Raw genomic sequence first — 17,367 nt, 5'->3', positions numbered from 1 at the left:
TCAGCGCACCTTCAACGTGGCCAGGCCGATCAGCACGAGCACGACGGAGATGATCCAGAAGCGCACGATCACGCGCGGCTCGGGCCAGCCCTTCAGTTCGAAATGGTGGTGGATCGGAGCCATGCGGAACACGCGCTTGCCGGTCAGCTTGAACGAGGCCACCTGGATCATCACCGACAGTGTTTCGATGACGAACACGCCGCCCATGATCACCAGCACCAGTTCCTGGCGGGTGATCACCGCGATCGTGCCCAGCACCGCGCCCAGCGCCAGCGCGCCGATGTCGCCCATGAAGACCATGGCCGGATAGGTGTTGAACCACAGGAAGCCGAGGCCCGCACCGGCGATGGCCGCGCAGATGATGACCAGCTCGCCGGCGCCTGGAATCTGCGGAATCTGCAGGTAGTTGGCGAATACCACGTTGCCCGAGGCATACGCGAACACGCCCAGCGCGCAGGCCACCAGCACGGTTGGCATGATCGCCAGGCCGTCCAGGCCGTCGGTCAGGTTCACCGCGTTGGAGAAGCCGACGATCCAGAAGTAGGCGATGGCCACGAAGCCGATGCCGGCCAACGGCAGCGCCACCGACTTGAACATCGGGATGTAGAAGGTCAGCGCCGCCGGCACGTCGGCCGTATAGAACAGGAACAGGCCCGCGGCCAGCCCGAAGATCGACTGCAGCAGGTATTTCCAGCGCGACTTCAGGCCGTTCGGGTCGCGGCGGACGATCTTGATCCAGTCGTCATACCAGCCGATGGCGCCGAAGCACAGCATCACCGCCAGCACCAGCCACACGTAGCGGTTGCGCAGGTCGGCCCACATCAGCACCGACAGGGTGACGGTGAGCAGGATCAGCGAACCGCCCATGGTCGGCGTGCCGGCCTTGGAGAAATGGGTCTGCGGACCGTCCTTGCGGATCGGCTGGCCGCCCTTGAACTGGGCAAGCTTGCGGATCATCGCCGGGCCAAGCCACAGCGACAGGAACAGGGCCGTCAGCGCGGCAAGGATGGCGCGGAACGTCTGGTAGTTGAACAGCCCGAACAGGCTCTCCAACTGCTGCAACCATCGAGCCAGTTCATACAACATGCGGGGATTCCTCTCCTTGCGCCAGCAGCGCTTTGACGATCAGGTCCATGGCACTGCCACGGGAACCCTTGACCAGGCAGCGCACACCAGCGTGCAACTCGTCCTGCAGCGCCTGTGACAGCGCACCATGGGTATCGAAATGGCGTCCGCCTTCACCGAAGGCGGCCGCAGCGGCGGCACTGAGCGGACCCAGTGCATACAACCGCTTCAGGCCGGCGGCGCGTGCACGGATGCCGGCCTGCGCATGCAGCGCCTCGCTGTCCGGACCCAGCTCACGCATGTCGCCCAGCACCAGCCAGCCCTCTTCCGGCGCGGCGGCCAGGGCGTCGATGGCCGCAGCCAGCGAACCGGGGTTGGCGTTGTAGCTGTCGTCCACCAGCACCGCGCCATTGCGCAGCTGATGGGCAATCTGGCGGCCCGGCACCGGCTGCGCTTCGGCCAGGCCGGTCGCGATCAGCGCCAGGTCGACACCGGCGGCCAGCGCCAGGCTGGCGGCGGCCAGCGCATTGCTGACGTTGTGGCGACCGGGCAGGCCGAGCACCACGCGGGCTTCGCCGCTCGGTGCGACCAGGGTGAACTGGCTGCCCTGCGCGCCGGCGCGGATGTCGCGCGCGGTCACCTCGGCGGTATGTTCCAGGCCGTAGCGCAGCACGCGGCAACGCGGCGGGGTGCCGACGAAGTGCTGTTCGAACCAGCGGCCGTAGGCATCGTCCACATTGATCACCGCCACGCCATCGGCCGGCAGCGCGGCATAGATCGCACCCTTGGTCACCGCCACGCCGAGCAGGCTGCCCATGCGTTCCAGGTGCGCCGGGGCAATGTTGTTGACCAGCGCATAGCGCGGGCGGGCGATGTCGGTCAGGTAGGCGATATCGCCCGGCTTGCCGGCGCCCATCTCGTAGACGGCGTAGTCGGCATCTTCCGGCGCATCGATCACCGCCAGCGGCAGGCCGATCTCGTTGTTGCGGTTGCCCGGGTTGGCGTAGACCACCTTGTGGGCGTGCTGTGCCACCTGCTGCAGGATCGACAGCAGCAGGCTCTTCACGCTGGTCTTGCCGTTGCTGCCGGTGATCGCGAACACCTCGGTGCCGCGGTCGCGCTGCATGCCGGTGGCGATCTTCGCCAGTGCCAGTTCGCTGTCGGCCACCAGCACCTGTGGCAGTTCGATCGGCAGCAGGCGCTCGACCAGCAGCGCACTGGCACCGCGCGCCTGCGCGTCGGCGGCAAAGTCATGGCCGTCGAACCGCTCGCCGCGCAGCGCCACATACAGGCTGCCCGGGCCGAGGCTGCGGGTGTCATTGCTGACCGCATCGATGGCCACGTCGTCGCCGTGGATCTCGCCGCCGGCCCAGTGTGCGATCAGCGAAAGCAGGGTGCGCTTCATGCGGTGCCCTCCCCGGCCTGCGCCTCTAGTACACCGGCCTTGGCCGCCAGTGCAGCGGCGGCCACTTCGGTGTCGTCGAAGTCATGGCGCACGCCATTCACTTCCTGGTACGGCTCGTGGCCCTTGCCAGCGATCAGGATGATGTCACCGGCACCGGCACGCTTCACCGCCAGGCCGATCGCACGCGCGCGGCTGCGCTGCACGGTCACGGCGGAGGCATCGGTGAAGCCGGCCAGGATGTCGGCCACGATCACGTCGCCATCCTCGCCACGCGGGTTGTCGTCGGTGACGATGACCTGGTTGGCCAGACGCTCGGCAATGGCCGCCATCTGCGGGCGCTTGCCGGTATCACGCTCGCCGCCGCAGCCGAACACGCAGAACAGCGTGCCCTGCAGGTGGCCATGCAGGCTGTCCAGCGCCTGTTCCAGCGCGTCCGGGGTGTGTGCGTAGTCGACCACCACGGTCGGCAGGCCACCTTCGCCGCCCAGGCGGTTCATGCGGCCACGGATCGGCTGCAGCGCCGACAGTACTTCGGCGATGCGCGGCAGCGGCTGGCCCTGCGCGTGCAGGGTGCCGGCCACGGCCAGCAGGTTGTCCACGTTGAAGCGGCCCAGCAGCGGCGACTGCACCGCCGCGCGCTGGCCGTCGATGACCAGTTCGAAGGCAATGCCACGGCCATCCAGCTGCAGCGCCTCGGCGCGCACGCTGGCGTCGGTGGCACCGCGCGAGCTCAGGCCGATCGGCTGCACGCCCGCAGGCAGGCCGGCGAACAGCTGGCGGCCGAACGCGTCGTCCAGATTGATCACCGCGGCCTTCAGGCCCGGACGGTGGAACAGCCGCGCCTTGGCCGCGCCGTAGCTGGCCATGTCGCCGTGGTAGTCCAGATGGTCGCGGGTGAGATTGGTGAACACCGCCACGTCGTAGTGCACGGCATCCACGCGCCCCTGGTCCAGCGCATGCGAGCTGACTTCCATCGCCACCGCGCGCGCACCGGCGTCGCGCAGCTGCGCCAGCAGCGCATGCATCTGCAGCACCAGCGGCGTGGTGAAGCCGGTCGGCTCGACCGCGCCATAAAGTCCGGCACCCAGCGTGCCGATACTGCCACTGGGCGTACCGAGCAGGTGCCAGGCCTGGGCCAGCAGCTGCACGGTGGAGGTCTTGCCGTTGGTGCCGGTGACACCGACCATCGCCATCGCCCGCGACGGCGCGCCATGGAACTGGTCGGCCATCGCACCCATGCGTGCGCGCAGGCCCGGCACGGCGATCGCATCGGCCGGTGCCGGCAGTTCGGCGGGCGCCGGCGGTTCAAACAGGATGACGCTGGCACCGGCGGCGCGGGCCTGCTCGACGAAGCCCAGGCCATGCGCGCCGAAACCGGCGATGGCGACGAAGGCATTGCCGGGACGCACGGCGCGGCTGTCCAGCACCAGGCCGGTCAGAACGGGGTCGTGCCCTGCAAGGGCAACGTCCGGAAGCAACTGCGAAAGCAACATCGAAGGACTCATTGCGTGCCTCCCGTAGTGGGCGGCGTCTGGGCGTGCGCGCTCGGCAGCGCAGCATCGAATTCAGCGGCGGCATCCACTGGCAGCGCGGTCTCGGCCGGCGGCGCAGGCAGGATCGAGGCCGAGTGGCCGACCTTGCCGGACTGCTGTGCGGCCAGCCACGACTGCAGGTCGTCCAGTGGCACGTCCATCAGGCGCAGGGTGCCTTCCATCACGTTGTGGTAGACCGGCGCCGACACCAGGCCGCCGTAGAACTTGCCGGCCTGCGGATCGTTGATGACGATGACGGTGGCGAAGCGCGGGTTGGTGGCCGGTACCACGCCAGCGAACAGCGCGTTGTAATGGCCACGCTCGTAACCACCCGGGCCGGCCTTGCGCGCAGTACCGGTCTTGCCGGCCACGCGATAGCCGAGCACCGCCGCCTGCTTGGCGCCGCCCTGGGTGACCACGGTTTCCATCATCGCCACCACCTGCCTGGCGACGTTTTCGTCGATGATCTGCTGGCCTTCATTGCGCTGGCCCTTGACGAAGGTCGGCGCGATCAGACGACCGCCGTTGGCCAGTGCCGAATAGGCGGTAGCGATCTGCAGCGGCGTCACGTTCAGGCCGTAGCCGTAGGACATCGTGGTCTTGGTGGTACCCGACCAGCGCGCCGGGCGCAGCACCACGCCGCCGGATTCACCGGGGAAACCGCTGTGCGGTACCGAGCCATAACCAAAGCGGCGCACGCCGTCGTAGAACACCTGGTCCGGCATCTTCGCCGCGACCTTGGCCGCACCCACGTTCGAACTGCGGGTGATCACGCCGGTCACGTTCAGCACGCCGTTGTTGCGCGGCACGTCACGGATGGTGAAGCGGCCCAGGGTCATGTAACCCGGATTGGTATCGATGATGGTGTCCTTGGTCACCGCACCGGCCTGCAGCGCGGTAGCGATGGTCAACGGCTTCATCGTCGAACCCGGCTCGACCAGATCGGTCACCGCACGGTTGCGGCGCGCATCGGGCAGCGCGCCGGTCAGCGAATTCGGGTTGTAGGTCGGCAGGTTGACCATGGCCAGGATCTCGCCGGTGGTCACGTCCATGATCACCATCGAACCGCCCGCTGCCTTGTTGGCCACCAGCGCGTTGCGCAGTTCCTTGAACGCCAGGTACTGGATGCGGCGGTCGATGCTGAGGGTCAGGTCCTTGCCCGGCTCAGCGGCGCGCAGCAGATCGCTCTCGACGGTCTCGCCCTTGCGGTTGCGGATCACCCGCTTCGCACCGGCCTTGCCGCGCAACCATTCGTCGAACGCCAGCTCCAGGCCTTCCTGGCCGCGGTCGTCGATGTTGGTGAAGCCCAGCACGTGCGCCATCGCTTCACCCTGCGGGTAGAAGCGGCGGAACTCGCGTTGCGCGGCCACGCCCGGAATCTTCAGCGCGACCACCTTCTCTGCCTCGTCCGGATTGATCCGGCGGCGCAGGTACATGAATTCCTTGTCCGACTTCTGCGACAGGCGGCTGCTCAGCTCATCCACCGACATGCCGACCGCCTGGGCCAGCTCCGGGATGCGCTCGGGCGAACGCAGCAGGTCCTGCGGATTGACCCAGATCGAGGCGACCGGGGTGGACACCGCCAGCGGCTCGCCGTTGCGGTCGGTGATCATGCCGCGCGAGGTCTTGATCGGCAGCTCGCGCAGGTAGCGGGCCTCGCCCTGGCGCTGGTAGAAGTCGCTGTTGATGATCTGCACGTAGGCCGCGCGGCCGACCAGCGACACCGAGCACAGGCCGAGCGCCAGCGCGACCCAGCGCAGGCGCTGGCGCAGGTTGAAGGCATTGCGCGGGCGGTTGCGGCCGGCCTTGCTCATGGGCGCACCACCACGATGTCGGCGGCCTCGGGGAACTTCATGCCGAGCTTCTCGCGGGCGATGCGATCAACACGGTTGGCTTCGGCCAGGGTCGCCTGCTCCAGCTGCAGGCGGCCGAATTCCAGGTTGATGTCATCGCGCTTGCGCTCGGCGCGCGACAGTTCGATGAACGTCTGCCGATGACGGTGACGCACGAACACGACGCCGATCGCCGAGGCCACGGTGGACGCCAGCAGGATGATCAGCAGCAGCCGGCTCATGCGTCGGCCTCCCGCTTCTGCGCCACGCGCAGCACGGCGCTGCGCGCACGCGGGTTGGCGGCCAGTTCCTCGTCGGTAGCCTTGATGGCACCGCCGATCAGGTCCAGCGTCGGCACGAACGCCACCGCCTCGGGCAGGCGGCGGTTGGCCGGCGGCGCCTTGGCCAGGCGGTTCATGTACTGCTTGACGATGCGGTCTTCCAGCGAATGGAAGCTGATCACCGCCAGCCGGCCACCGGGCTTGAGCCGTTCCACGGCCGCATCGAGCCCGGCTTCCAGATCGGCCAGCTCGCGGTTGATGTGGATGCGGATGGCCTGGAAGCTGCGCGTGGCCGGGTGGATCTTGTCTTTCCCACGCGGCATCACCGAGGCGATCAGCTCGGCCAGTTCGGCGGTGCGGGAGAAGGGCTGCTTCTCACGGCGGGCCACGATGGCACGGGCGATGCGGCGGCTCTGGCGTTCTTCGCCATAGGTCCACAGCACGTCGGCAATTTCGCGCTCTTCCACGCGGTTGATCCACTGCGCGGCGCTTTCACCGCTGTCCGGGTCCATGCGCATGTCCAGCGGGCCGTCCTTGCCGAAGCTGAAGCCACGTTCGGCCACGTCCAGCTGCGGCGACGACACGCCCAGGTCGAACAGCACGCCGTCCAGGCCTTCGGCCGTCGCATCCCACTGCAGCAGCTGGGCGAAGCTGCCACGGAAAATGGACACGCGTGGGTCCGGCGCGAAATCGCGCTCGGCAACGGCGATGGCTTCCGGATCCTTGTCCATGACCAGCAGGCGCCCCTCGGGACCGAGCTGGGTGAGCACGCCACGTGCATGACCGCCACGACCGAACGTGCCATCCAGATAACGTCCGTTTTCGATCACCCTCAGGCCTTCAAGGACCTGGGTGTACAGGACCGGCAGGTGCACCGCCGGCGACTGCGACACCGGAAGGTGACCGGTCTGCGCTTCTGGGCGCATCCGGGCACCCCGGCTCACAACTTCAGGTCGAGCAACCCATCACCCAGATCCTCGTCAGACAACGTCTGCTGGATCAGGGCCCGATGCGCCTGCTCGCTCCACAATTCGAACTTGTCGCCCATACCGAGCAATACCGCCTTCTTCTCAATGCCCACCGCACCGCGGTGGCTGGCGGGGATGCTGATGCGACCGTTGCCGTCCAGTTCCAGATGGGCGGCCGAGCCGACCAGCTTCTGCTGCAACAGGCGCACGACGCGCTGGGTGTTGGGCTTGGACATGACGTCGTCGCGGACCCGCTCCCATTCCGACTCTGCATACAGCCACAGGCAGCCGGCTTCGAACGGGTTGTAGGTCAGCACGAGACGGTTGTTGCTGGCGCGCGCGACGAGGTCGCGGTAAGCGGTGGGAACCGCCATGCGCCCTTTATCGTCAACTGTGATGGCCGTCTCGCCCTGGAACACGACGCGTGCACCTATCCTTCGCCCGGTGAAACATTGAACCACGAAAACCCACAAAACACCCGGATTTCCCTCTGATGCCCACCTTAGCAGCGGCCGAAGGGTTGTCAACAACTTTTCAGCGGGGAAATCGCCAGCCGCATCAATGGCTTGCAACAACCTTTAGAGAATTGTTCAAGGCTTATCCACAAGTTGCTGATCCGTCTCAATTTTTGAGATTGAACGGAAGTTCAGGGCTGTGGACAAGGCGTGAAACATCGCCCGCGCATTCATCCGGAACCGGCCGGAAACGCCGCCGGACTGCGCAAACGATGCACAATGGAGGCCATGTGCCTGCTCGCTCTTGGCTGGATGCACCACCCGCGCTGGCGGCTGGTGATGACCGGCAACCGTGATGAGTTCCACGCCCGCCCGACCGCGGCGCTGGCCCCCTGGCAGGATGAGACCTCCGTCATCGGAGGGCGCGACCTGCGCTCCGGCGGTGGCTGGGCCGGCGTCGGCGCCGGCGGCCGCATGGCCGTGGTCACCAATGTCCGTGATCCGCTGGCCGCCCAGACCGGCCCGTCCCGGGGTGCACTGGTGGCCGACTTCCTGCGCGGCCGCGACCCCGCCGCCGTGCATATCGACCGGCTGGCCACCGTGGCGGGCGCGTATGCGCCCTTCAACCTGCTGCTGGCCGATGGCGACAGCCTGGAGTACCTCGGCAACCACCCCGCCGAGCGCCAGAGCCTGGGCCCGGGCGTGCATGGCATGTCCAACGGCGCGCTGGACGCGCCCTGGCCGAAGACCCGACGGCTGATGGACGCGCTGTCTGCGTGGCTGCAGGCCGGCGATGAGGATCTGGCCCCGCTCTGGGCCGCGCTGGCCGACGAACATCGCCCCGCCGACAGCGACCTGCCCGACACCGGCATCGGCCTGGAACGCGAGCGCTGGCTGAGCCCGGCGTTCATCCGTGGCGACGATTACGGCACCCGCGCCAGCACCGTGCTGCTGATCGACGCCGAGGGCCACGGCGAGATCCACGAGCGCCGCTTTGGCCCGCAGGGCGCAGCCAACGGACAGAGCCACGTCATTTTCTGACCGGGTAATGCCGGCCGTTGGTCGGCATTTCTTTCCAGCAGGGTAGTGCCGGCCGCTGGCCGGCAACCTCCGGATCTTCGGGCAGGCCACGCAGCTGCCGGCCAGCGGCCGGCACTACCTGCTCCAGGACTGCCAACGGCGTCATTCAGCTTCCCGGCGCAGCGCCTTCTCGCCCGCGCCACAGGGCCTGCGCCGCTGAGGTCATCCCACTGTGCCCCTTTTGCGTCTCGCACTGTGTCTATAAATGCCGCCCGCAACCTCCCAAGGTGCTCATGCCCGGCGCCATGCCGCGCGATCCACATCCACATGGAGGCCCCATGCGCCGTACCCTCATCCTGCTCGCCACCCACCTGCTCACCCTCGGCCTGGGCTTCGGCCTGGGCATCTACCTGCTGCCGATCCTGATCGCTCCCGATGACCCGCCGGTCGCGAAGGTGCAGGCGGCGATGGGCGACGCCCGCTACCACACCACCTTCCGTCGCGACCTCAAGGGCAGCGACGCGGTGCACTGGGCCGAAGGCAACGTCAGCGTCAGCGCCCGCCAGGTCGCGTTCGACGGCAAGATGGGCCCGGGGCCGGACTACAAGGTCTACCTGGTCCGCGACTTTGTCGACAACAAGGCCGATTTCCTGAAGATCAAGGCGCAGGCCCAGCGCATCGGCGAGGTGAAGACGTTCAACCGCTTCCTGGTGGAGGTGCCTGCGAACGTGGACGTGGACGACTACACCACCGTGGTGGTGTGGTGTGAACGGTTCGAGCAGTTCATCTCCGCCGGGCAGTACCGTACGCCGGGTTGAAGACCGCGCGACGTCGAGGTAGTGACGGCCGCTGGCCGGTATTCTGTCCGCCGCTGCTGGCAGCGTGAAGCTGCCGGCCAGCGGCCGGCACTACCGATGCGCGGTTCACGCATATGCAAGCACGCATGTAGAAGAAAGAGGCGGAGCCGGCCGATAAGCCGGGTTCTGTCGTGGACAGTCATTCCTCTAGGCGTTACGTCACCGCAACGCTCAAGCAACCTACCCGGATCCAACGCGGGCCGCGCCAAAGGATCCCTATTTGGTCTTGCTCCAGGTGGGGTTTGCCGTGCCGGTCTGTTGCCAGACTCGCGGTGCGCTCTTACCGCACCATTTCACCCTTACCGGCCTTCCGAAGAAGACGTAGGCGGTATCTTTCTGTTGCACTTTCCGTCGGCTTGCGCCGCCCAGGCGTTACCTGGCACCTTGCCCTATGGAGCCCGGACTTTCCTCGGCACCCCCGAAGGGATGACGCGACTGTCTGGCCGGCTCCGCCAGCGCACATTCTAGCCTACGCACGCCCTTCCTGCCGTGCTGATCGCGGCATCCGGTTCATCCATCCACGCATGGCGTGGATCTACCGACTCCGCTGCTCTGGTGGGTGCGGATTCCGCTCTGGTGGGTGCGGACCTTGGTCCGCACGATCCATCAACTGCCGTACAACGCCTTGCGCGGTGCACCGGTCAACTCTGCCGCCAGCTTCGCCGCGGTCGACGGCGGCAGGTGCTCGCTCAGCTTGGCGTAGACGCGGCGGCCATGCGCCAGCTGCGCTTCCTCATCGTCGCCGGCGCCCTGCACCATCACCACGAACTCGCCCTTGCGCTGGTTCTCGTCAGCTTCCACCTTCGCCAGCAGGCCGGCCAGGTCGCCATCGAGCACGGTCTCGAACAGCTTGGTCAGCTCACGCGCCAGCACCGCAGGGCGTTCGCCGCCGAAGATCGCCGCCATGTCCGCCAGCGACTCGGCGATGCGATGCGAGGATTCGTAGAACACCATCGTGCGTACTTCACCGGCCAGCGCCTGCAGGCGGTCGCGGCGGCCGCTGGCCTTGGCCGGCAGGAAACCCTCGAAGCTGAAGCGGTCACTGGGCAGGCCGGCCACGCTCAGCGCGGCGATGGCGGCACAGGCGCCGGGAATCGGGCTGACCTTGATGCCCGCCGCACGCGCGGCACGCACCAGACGGAAACCGGGGTCACTGACCAGCGGGGTGCCAGCATCGCTGACCAGCGCCAGCGATTCGCCGGCCTGCAGGCGCGACACCAAGCGCTGGGCCAGGGCCTCTTCATTGTGTTCGTGCAGGGCCACCAATGGCTGCTGGATGCCGAAATGGGAAAGCAGCTGGCCACTGCGGCGGGTGTCTTCGGCACAGATGGCCGCCACCGAGCGCAGCACCTCCTGCGCGCGCGGGCTCAGATCGGCCAGGTTGCCGATCGGGGTGGCGACGACGTACAGGGTTGGCACACTCATTTCAGCGGTACTCACGGGGCAAGGGTAGAATCGTAGCGTGTACCCGGCCAAGGCCGCTGCCCTCATCGCATGGACCCGATCATGAACAAGCCCGCCGCACGGATCTCCGCCCTGTCGCTGTCGTTGATGCTGCTGGCCGGCTGTGCCACCACCAGCTTGACCAGCGCGCCCGAATCGCCGGCCCAGAGCCAGGCGCTGGCGCTGATCGACCAGGGCAAGCCGCGCGACGCCGCACTGCAGTTGGAAGGCCTTGCTGCCACCCTGCGCGGCGGAGCCCGCACCAATGCCCTGGCCGATGCGGCCTGGGCCTGGCACCTGGCCGGCGACAGCGCCCGCGCGCGCAGCCTGCTGGGTCAGCTCACCGCCCGCCAGCTGACCGGCGCCAGCCTGCAGCGCTACCAGTTGACCGGTGCCGAGCTGGCGCTGGCCGACAAGCAGCCGGGGCAGGCCCTGGCCCTGCTGAAGGACCACGGCGACAACGTGCTGCCGGCACTGCGGACGCGCTGGTATCTGGCCCGCGCCACTGCGCTGCAGGGCACCGGCGATGCCTTCGGCGCCGCCACCGAACGTGCCCGCGCCCATGCCAGCCTGACCGGCAGTGCGCGCAGCGAGAACCAGGCCGCCATCGCCGGCCTGCTCGGTACCCTCGACGACGCCACCCTGCGCAGTCGTGCCGCCGCCCTGCCGGCCAACGACCCGCTGTACAACTTCGCCGGCCGCGCACTGATTGCACGCGGCCTGCCGCTGCCGCGACCGTTCGACCGCGATGGCGCCGCCCAGTTCGACACCAGCAAGCGCCCGCCGGCGATGAGCGACGGTTACCGCCCGCCGGCCAAGCTGGCCGTGCTGCTGCCGCTCAGCGGCCGCCTGGCCACCGCCGCGCAGCCGGTGCGCGATGGCCTGCTGGCCGCGTACTACGGCGAGACCCGCCGCCGCCCGGACATCAACTTCATCGACACCGCCGGTACCCCGGCCGGTGCCCTCGCCGCCTATGACAAGGCCGTGGCCTCCGGTGCCGACTTCGTGGTCGGCCCGCTGGGCCGCGACGAAGTGGACGCGGTGTACGGCCGTAAGCAGCTGCAGGTGCCGGTGCTGGCGCTGAACCGTGGCAAGGATGCGCCGCCGGCCGGCAGCGCCGGTTTCTCGCTGGCACCGGAAGATGACGGCATCGTCGCCGCTGAATACCTGCGTGGTCGCGAGCGCGGCAAGGCGCTGGTGATCAACAGCGCCGACGATACCGGCCGCCGTGCCGCCGCCGCCTTCGCCCAGCGCTTCGCCCAGCGTGGCGGCCAGGTGGTGGCCACCATCGGCGTCAGCGATGCAGTCGGCGATGTCGGTGCGCAGGTGCGCAATGCCGGCCAGGTCGATGCCGTGTTCCTCGCCGTGCGTGCGCCGCAGGCGCGCCTGCTGGCACCGCAGCTGGCGCTGGCCGGTGCCGGCGGCGCCACCCGCGTCGGCACCTCGCAACTGACCATCGGCAGCGGCAAGGTGGAAGAAGACGTGGCGCTGGACGGCATCGTCTACCCGAACGAAGCCTGGAACGTGCGCAGCGTGTCGGGCCTGCCGTCGGCCAGCCAGGTCGCCAGCACCCTGCCCAGCGCACGCGGTGCAGCCGGCCGCCTGTTCGCTTTCGGCGCCGATGCCTGGAAGATCACCGCCTATCTGGACAAGCTGTCCAACGAAGGCGGCCTGGACGGTGCCACCGGCACCCTGTTCCTGGACAGCAACGGCAACATCCTGCGCCAGCCGGCTTGGTCCACCTTCAATGGCGGCCGGCCGATGCCGATCGCCGGTGGTCGCTGAGCGCAGCCAACGGGGCTCGGCGGTGGAAGCCGCCGCCGAGCAGCATCTGCAACAGGCGGGACTGCAGCCGCGTGCGCGCAACGTGCGCTATCGCGGCGGTGAACTGGACCTTGTGATGGACGATGCCGGCACCGTGGTGTTCGTGGAAGTGCGCTATCGCGCGCGATCGGATTTCGGTGGCGGTGCCGCTTCGGTGGATGTGCGCAAGTGCCGACGCCTGGCGCACGCCGCGCAGCTGTACCTGCAGGACAACCCGGCGCTGGCCGATGCACCCTGCCGTTTTGATGTGGTCGACGCCACCGGCGAGCCGCCGCAGCTGCGGTGGCTGCGTGATGCGTTCCGGCTGGATGATTGCTGATGGGTACCGTCCGCTCTGGTAGAGGCCGACCCTGGTCGGCGCTTCTGTGCCAACCAAGGTTGGCACCTGCCAGCGCGCAGCCAGGCCGGCACGACCACGGTGTGTGACTGATGCCTTCGATCATCACCCATGCTGCCGTGCCGCTGGCGCTGTGGTGCGCCGCTGATCGCGGCCGCATCCCGCCGCACCTGCTGGCGGCCGGCGTGATTGCAGCGATGCTGCCCGATGCCGATGTACTGGCCTTCGCGCTGCACATTCCCTACGCCGATGCGTTCGGCCATCGCGGCGCCAGCCATTCGCTGCTGTTTGCCGGCATGCTGGCGGCATTGGCCGCGGTGCCGGCGTTCTTTGGTAACCGCCGATCTTGGTCGGCACCACACAGGCCCGGTAGTCGCCGACCTTGGTCGGCGGTTTCGTGCCAACCAAGGTTGGCACCTACCTGGGCGCGGCCAACGGTGGCATCTACCGTGCAGGCGGCAGTGTTCGTCTTCATCTGCGCTGCCAGTCACCCGTTGCTGGATGCGATGACCTCGGGCGGCCTCGGCGTGGCCCTCGCCTGGCCCTGGAGCGAACAACGCTTCTTCGCGCCGTGGCGACCGATCCGCGTTTCACCGTTCGCCCCACAGTTCTTCAGCGCGCGCGGCCTGGCCACCCTGCTGTCGGAACTGCGCTGGGTGTGGCTGCCACTGGCTGGCGCCGTTGTCACCTGGAAACTGATCCAACCCGCTCCTGCTGCCCCACGAGATCCGTCATGAGTCCTGCCCTGCCTGCTGCCCTGGTTGCCGAACTGTCCGCCCTGCTGGGTGCCGATGGCTGGCGCATGGATGACAACGCGCTGGAGGCGAACGCGCAGGACAACTCGTGGCGCCACCAGCGCCCCGCTGCCGTCGCGCTGCCCGCCAGCATCGAACAGGTGCAGGCGTTGGTGCGTGCCTGCCGCGCGTATGGCGTGGTTCTGGTCGCACGTGGCGCCGGCACTGGCACCACCGGCGCAGCCGTGCCGCTACCCGGCAGCATCGTGCTGTCGTTCACCCGCATGGACCGCATCGTCGAGATCCGCGCCGGCGATCGCTGCGCGGTGGTGCAACCGGGCGTGCTCAATGGCGCCCTGCAGCAGGCACTGGCCCCGCACGGCCTCTTCTGGGCACCGGACCCGTCCAGTGCGGAGATCTGCAGCGTCGGTGGCAACCTGGCCTGCAATGCGGGTGGCCCGCGCGCGGTGAAGTACGGCACCAGCCGCGACAACGTGCTGGGCCTGGTGGCAGTGACCGGCACCGGCGAGGTGATCCGCTGCGGCGGCGCCTACACCAAAGACGCCACTGGCTACGATCTGACCCATCTGCTGGTGGGCAGCGAAGGTACGCTGGCATTGATCGTGGAAGCCACGCTGAAACTGACCCCGCTGCCGGTCAGCCAGGCCGGGCTGCGCGTGTTGTACCGCGATGCGGATGCCGCCGCAGCCGCCGTGTCGCGGTTGATGTCGCAGCCGGTGGTACCCACCCGCCTGGAATTCATGGACGCACGCAGCCTGGAGCTGCTGCGGCTCAATGGCGCCAATGTTCCGGAGGCTGGTGCGATGCTGCTGGTCGAGGCCGATGGTGACCACGACACCCTGCCCTATCTGCTGCAGGCATTGGCCAGCGCCGCCGAAGGCGACGGCATGATCGAGCTGGACGTGGCGATGGAAGGCCGCGCGCGCGACCAGCTTTGGGCGGCGCGCAAGGCGCTGTCGCCGGCACTGCGGACGGTCGCGCCCGGCAAGATCAATGAAGACGTGGTGGTCCCAGTGTCGCGCATTCCGGAACTGGTGGCCGGTGTACAGGCGTTGGCGCGCGACTACACCCTGACCATCGTCACCTTCGGTCATGCCGGCAACGGCAACCTGCACGTCAACATTCTTTACCACCCGGACGAAGCCGACGAAAACGCACGCGCGCATGCCGCACTGCCGAAGATCTTCGAACTGACGCTGTCACTGGGCGGCACGCTGTCCGGCGAGCATGGCATTGGGTTGGCCAAGCGCGATTTCATGGCGCAGGCGTTCAGCCCGGCCACGCTGGCGACGATGCGCGCGATCAAGGCCGCGCTGGACCCGGACGGCATCCTCAACCCGGGCAAAGTGCTGCCGCCGGTGTGAACGCCGCCGGGCATGCCCGGCGCTACCGGGGCGCGCTGCCTACGCTGTCGATGAGGGTCTGGCGGAAGCTGGGCAACAGCACGCGATTACCATGCCCGCTCAGATGGTCATTGTCGAAGAACAGGGGTTCACCGTCTTCCACCGCCGAACAGGTGTCTGGCCCGCACAGCAACGGCAGCGGATCCCACACGGTCAGTGACGGGTAACGTGCGGCCAGGTCCGCCAGCAGTGCCATCTGCGGCACGCGCAGCATTTCCAGATCCGCACGCGGCATGCTCAGACCGCCGGCACAAGCCGGATTGCGGCGGTTGAACCAGTCCGAACAGCGGTACGCACCGGCCTTGAACAACGGCAGCGGTGCATCCAAAACCACATGCACGCCCAGCTTCTGCAGACGTCCAAGAACACGATCAGCCTCATCACGCGCGGCCTGCGCATGGGTCGGGGTGCGCTCGGCAAGCAGTTGACGATAGATCTGCTGTGCATCCTCCCGCTGCCAGTCAAATCCGCGCAGCTCCGGCATTCGCAGGGCCGCCAGCAGCACGAAGTCACCGGGGCGCGCCTCGCGCTCGATGGTCGACAACGCGTCCTCAATGAAGCCCTGGCAGTCGGACGGGCTGGCCCGCAGCAGGTTGACGAAGCTGCAGCCGCCGCGATCCTGCTGGCGCACCTCCATGCCGGTCTGGCGCGCGACCATGCTGGCCATGGTGCGATACGCCGCCGCGTGCGAATCGCCGGACACGAACAGTCGCCGCCCTTCAAGCGCCGGCGCACTCACCGGCTCCAATGGGCGCCATGCCGGGTAGCGCCGCGCCTGCCATGCATAGCCGTCACGGGTAACACTCAGCGAGACCTGCTCGTGGTACTCCACGGTGGCCCAGGCACCCGCGCCACATAGCGCCACCAGCGGCAATGCCATCGCCAGCACCTTGCCCGGTGCCAGCCGCAGCAGCGGCGCCGCACGGCGCAATGGGCGTTCGACGAAGTGGTAGGACGCGGCCGACACCGCCAGCAGCAGTACCGGATACAGCCACAGCGCAGCACCGTGCAGGCCGTAGGTCCAGCGCAGCAGCACCAGCAGCGGCCAATGCCACAGGTACAGCGAATAGGACAGGCGCCCCAGGTAGGCGAGCGGTGCGCAGCCCAGCGCGCGGGCAATGCGCGATGACCCCGCTGTCGACACGCTCGCCAACAGCAGCAGGGTACCGGCCACGGTCGCCAGCACCCCCGGCACCGGCATCGCCAGCTGCGGGGCGATCACCACACCTGCGGCCAGCATCGCCAGGCCGGCCGCTGCGACCATGTCAGCGTTCTGGCCCGGCGTGCGCGTGCGCATCCACTGGTACAGCAGCGCGCCCGCGGCCAGCTCCCAGAACCGCGCCGGCAGCAGGTAGAACGCTGCCGCCGGTGCCGTCTGCGCCTGCCAGCCTGCCCACGCCAGCGACAGCAGGGTGAGCACCGGCAACAACCAATGCGACCACGGCCAGCGCTCACGCCCGCGCAGCCACACGAAGAACAGCAGCGGGAAGACCAGGTAGAACTGTTCCTCCACGCCCAGCGTCCACGTGTGCAGGAAAGGGTTCAATTCCGCGCCGGGTGAGAAGTAGTCGTTCTGCTGACCCGCCAGCACGATGTTGCTGAAGCCGACCAACGCGGACCAGCCGGTCTGGTCGAACTGCTCATTGCGCCATGCGCGGGGAATGAACAATGCCGACAGCACGAAGGTCGCCATCAGCATCACCAGCAGCGCGGGAAGCAGGCGCAGCACGCGACGCCGGTAGAAATCGAGTAACAGCGCGCCCAGCGACGCATGGGTGCGCGAGGCCAACGACTGGCTGATCACGAAGCCGGACACCACGAAGAACAGGTCCACGCCGGTGAAGCCACCGGGCAACCATGCCGCATTGGTGTGGAACAGGATGACGGCCAGCACCGCCAATGCGCGCAGGCCGTCAATGGCCGCATTGTGGGAACGTTCGGGAGGGGACATGCGGGTGACCGGCAGCGAGCGATCCGGCAGCATCGCCACCGTTTGCGCAGTCATTCAATGGACGATCGCGACAGGGCGGGGGTGTGTTTAGGTTCGATGCAGCCTGTGGGCCACTGCAGGGCCGAGCCCCGCTCAGCGGCCCTTCGTCCAGATCGCGTTGAGCCGAGCATGGGCTCGGCTCTACAGCAGCAGTGGGGTCAGAGCCCATTGCCCAGACAATGGGATCCGACCCCGCTGCA

At 68.1% G+C, this 17,367-nt stretch carries 15 protein-coding genes and 1 other RNA gene; 6 read left to right on the top strand and 10 right to left on the bottom strand.

What is annotated here, in order from left to right; genetic code table 11:
- Genes mraY through mraZ form a run of 7 tightly spaced genes read right to left on the bottom strand, consistent with a single transcriptional unit; the run spans position 1 to position 7,502 of the window.
- Entirely contained in the window at positions 1 to 1,086 is a 1,086-nt protein-coding gene (mraY, locus tag AC5P60_RS15690) for a phospho-N-acetylmuramoyl-pentapeptide-transferase (RefSeq protein ID WP_033834434.1), read from the bottom strand.
- Entirely contained in the window at positions 1,076 to 2,470 is a 1,395-nt protein-coding gene (locus AC5P60_RS15685; RefSeq protein WP_483693491.1) for a UDP-N-acetylmuramoyl-tripeptide--D-alanyl-D-alanine ligase, read from the bottom strand. Before AC5P60_RS15685 ends, mraY begins: the two co-directional genes overlap by 11 nt.
- Entirely contained in the window at positions 2,467 to 3,975 is a 1,509-nt protein-coding gene (locus AC5P60_RS15680) for a UDP-N-acetylmuramoyl-L-alanyl-D-glutamate--2,6-diaminopimelate ligase (RefSeq protein WP_033834433.1), read from the bottom strand. Before AC5P60_RS15680 ends, AC5P60_RS15685 begins: the two co-directional genes overlap by 4 nt.
- Positions 3,972 to 5,816 (bottom strand): peptidoglycan D,D-transpeptidase FtsI family protein, encoded by a 1,845-nt coding sequence (locus AC5P60_RS15675; RefSeq protein ID WP_005412243.1) that lies wholly within the window; start codon positions 5,814 to 5,816, stop codon positions 3,972 to 3,974. The genes AC5P60_RS15680 and AC5P60_RS15675 overlap by 4 nt, the downstream gene beginning before the upstream one ends.
- Positions 5,813 to 6,076 carry a cell division protein FtsL gene (gene ftsL, locus AC5P60_RS15670; protein WP_005412242.1) on the bottom strand — a complete coding sequence of 88 codons (264 nt, stop codon included), beginning with the start codon at positions 6,074 to 6,076 and terminating at the stop codon, positions 5,813 to 5,815. The genes AC5P60_RS15675 and ftsL overlap by 4 nt, the downstream gene beginning before the upstream one ends.
- Positions 6,073 to 7,041, bottom strand: a complete 969-nt coding sequence (gene rsmH, locus AC5P60_RS15665; RefSeq protein WP_012479154.1) for a 16S rRNA (cytosine(1402)-N(4))-methyltransferase RsmH — start codon at positions 7,039 to 7,041, stop codon at positions 6,073 to 6,075. Before rsmH ends, ftsL begins: the two co-directional genes overlap by 4 nt.
- A 14-nt stretch (positions 7,042 to 7,055) precedes the next feature.
- Positions 7,056 to 7,502, bottom strand: coding sequence for a division/cell wall cluster transcriptional repressor MraZ (gene mraZ, locus AC5P60_RS15660; protein WP_004143635.1), 447 nt, complete (start codon positions 7,500 to 7,502; stop codon positions 7,056 to 7,058).
- Positions 7,503 to 7,826: 324 nt separating this feature from the next.
- On the opposite strand from mraZ, the gene AC5P60_RS15655 reads away from it, so the two are divergent.
- A complete protein-coding gene (locus AC5P60_RS15655; RefSeq protein WP_033834460.1) occupies positions 7,827 to 8,579 on the top strand; it encodes an NRDE family protein in 753 nt (250 codons plus the stop codon).
- 317 nt (positions 8,580 to 8,896) lie between these two features.
- Positions 8,897 to 9,376: a DM13 domain-containing protein gene (locus tag AC5P60_RS15650; RefSeq protein ID WP_005412238.1), complete on the top strand. Its 480-nt coding sequence runs from the start codon at positions 8,897 to 8,899 to the stop codon at positions 9,374 to 9,376.
- A 138-nt stretch (positions 9,377 to 9,514) separates the two neighbouring features.
- Here AC5P60_RS15650 and rnpB read toward each other — a convergent pair.
- Both rnpB and rsmI read right to left on the bottom strand, forming a co-directional pair.
- Positions 9,515 to 9,866, bottom strand: an RNA gene (rnpB, locus tag AC5P60_RS15645) — RNase P RNA component class A.
- 155 nt (positions 9,867 to 10,021) lie between these two features.
- A complete protein-coding gene (gene rsmI, locus AC5P60_RS15640; RefSeq protein ID WP_005412235.1) occupies positions 10,022 to 10,840 on the bottom strand; it encodes a 16S rRNA (cytidine(1402)-2'-O)-methyltransferase in 819 nt (272 codons plus the stop codon).
- Positions 10,841 to 10,921: 81 nt separating this feature from the next.
- Here rsmI and AC5P60_RS15635 point away from each other — a divergent pair, with 81 nt between their 5' ends.
- The 4 genes from AC5P60_RS15635 to AC5P60_RS15620 all read left to right on the top strand — a co-directional run bounded on the left by AC5P60_RS15635 (position 10,922) and on the right by AC5P60_RS15620 (position 15,138).
- Positions 10,922 to 12,643, top strand: coding sequence for a penicillin-binding protein activator (locus tag AC5P60_RS15635; RefSeq protein WP_049402415.1), 1,722 nt, complete (start codon positions 10,922 to 10,924; stop codon positions 12,641 to 12,643).
- Complete coding sequence (locus AC5P60_RS15630) at positions 12,633 to 13,001, top strand: YraN family protein (protein ID WP_174842129.1); 369 nt, start codon at positions 12,633 to 12,635, stop codon at positions 12,999 to 13,001. Before AC5P60_RS15635 ends, AC5P60_RS15630 begins: the two co-directional genes overlap by 11 nt.
- A gap of 110 nt (positions 13,002 to 13,111) precedes the next feature.
- A complete protein-coding gene (locus AC5P60_RS15625; RefSeq protein ID WP_049402372.1) occupies positions 13,112 to 13,756 on the top strand; it encodes a metal-dependent hydrolase in 645 nt (214 codons plus the stop codon).
- Positions 13,753 to 15,138 carry an FAD-binding oxidoreductase gene (locus AC5P60_RS15620; RefSeq protein WP_049433199.1) on the top strand — a complete coding sequence of 462 codons (1,386 nt, stop codon included), beginning with the start codon at positions 13,753 to 13,755 and terminating at the stop codon, positions 15,136 to 15,138. The genes AC5P60_RS15625 and AC5P60_RS15620 overlap by 4 nt, the downstream gene beginning before the upstream one ends.
- Before the next feature lie 22 nt (positions 15,139 to 15,160).
- Here AC5P60_RS15620 and AC5P60_RS15615 read toward each other — a convergent pair whose 3' ends face one another.
- Positions 15,161 to 17,182, bottom strand: coding sequence for an acyltransferase family protein (locus AC5P60_RS15615; RefSeq protein ID WP_164133293.1), 2,022 nt, complete (start codon positions 17,180 to 17,182; stop codon positions 15,161 to 15,163).
- Positions 17,183 to 17,367 lie beyond the last annotated feature (185 nt).

This window comes from Stenotrophomonas sp. YJH_SMC_120 (assembly GCF_059368675.1).
The sequence above is the reverse complement of the archived record's forward strand: the minus strand, read 5'-3'. Positions and strand labels throughout refer to the sequence as shown.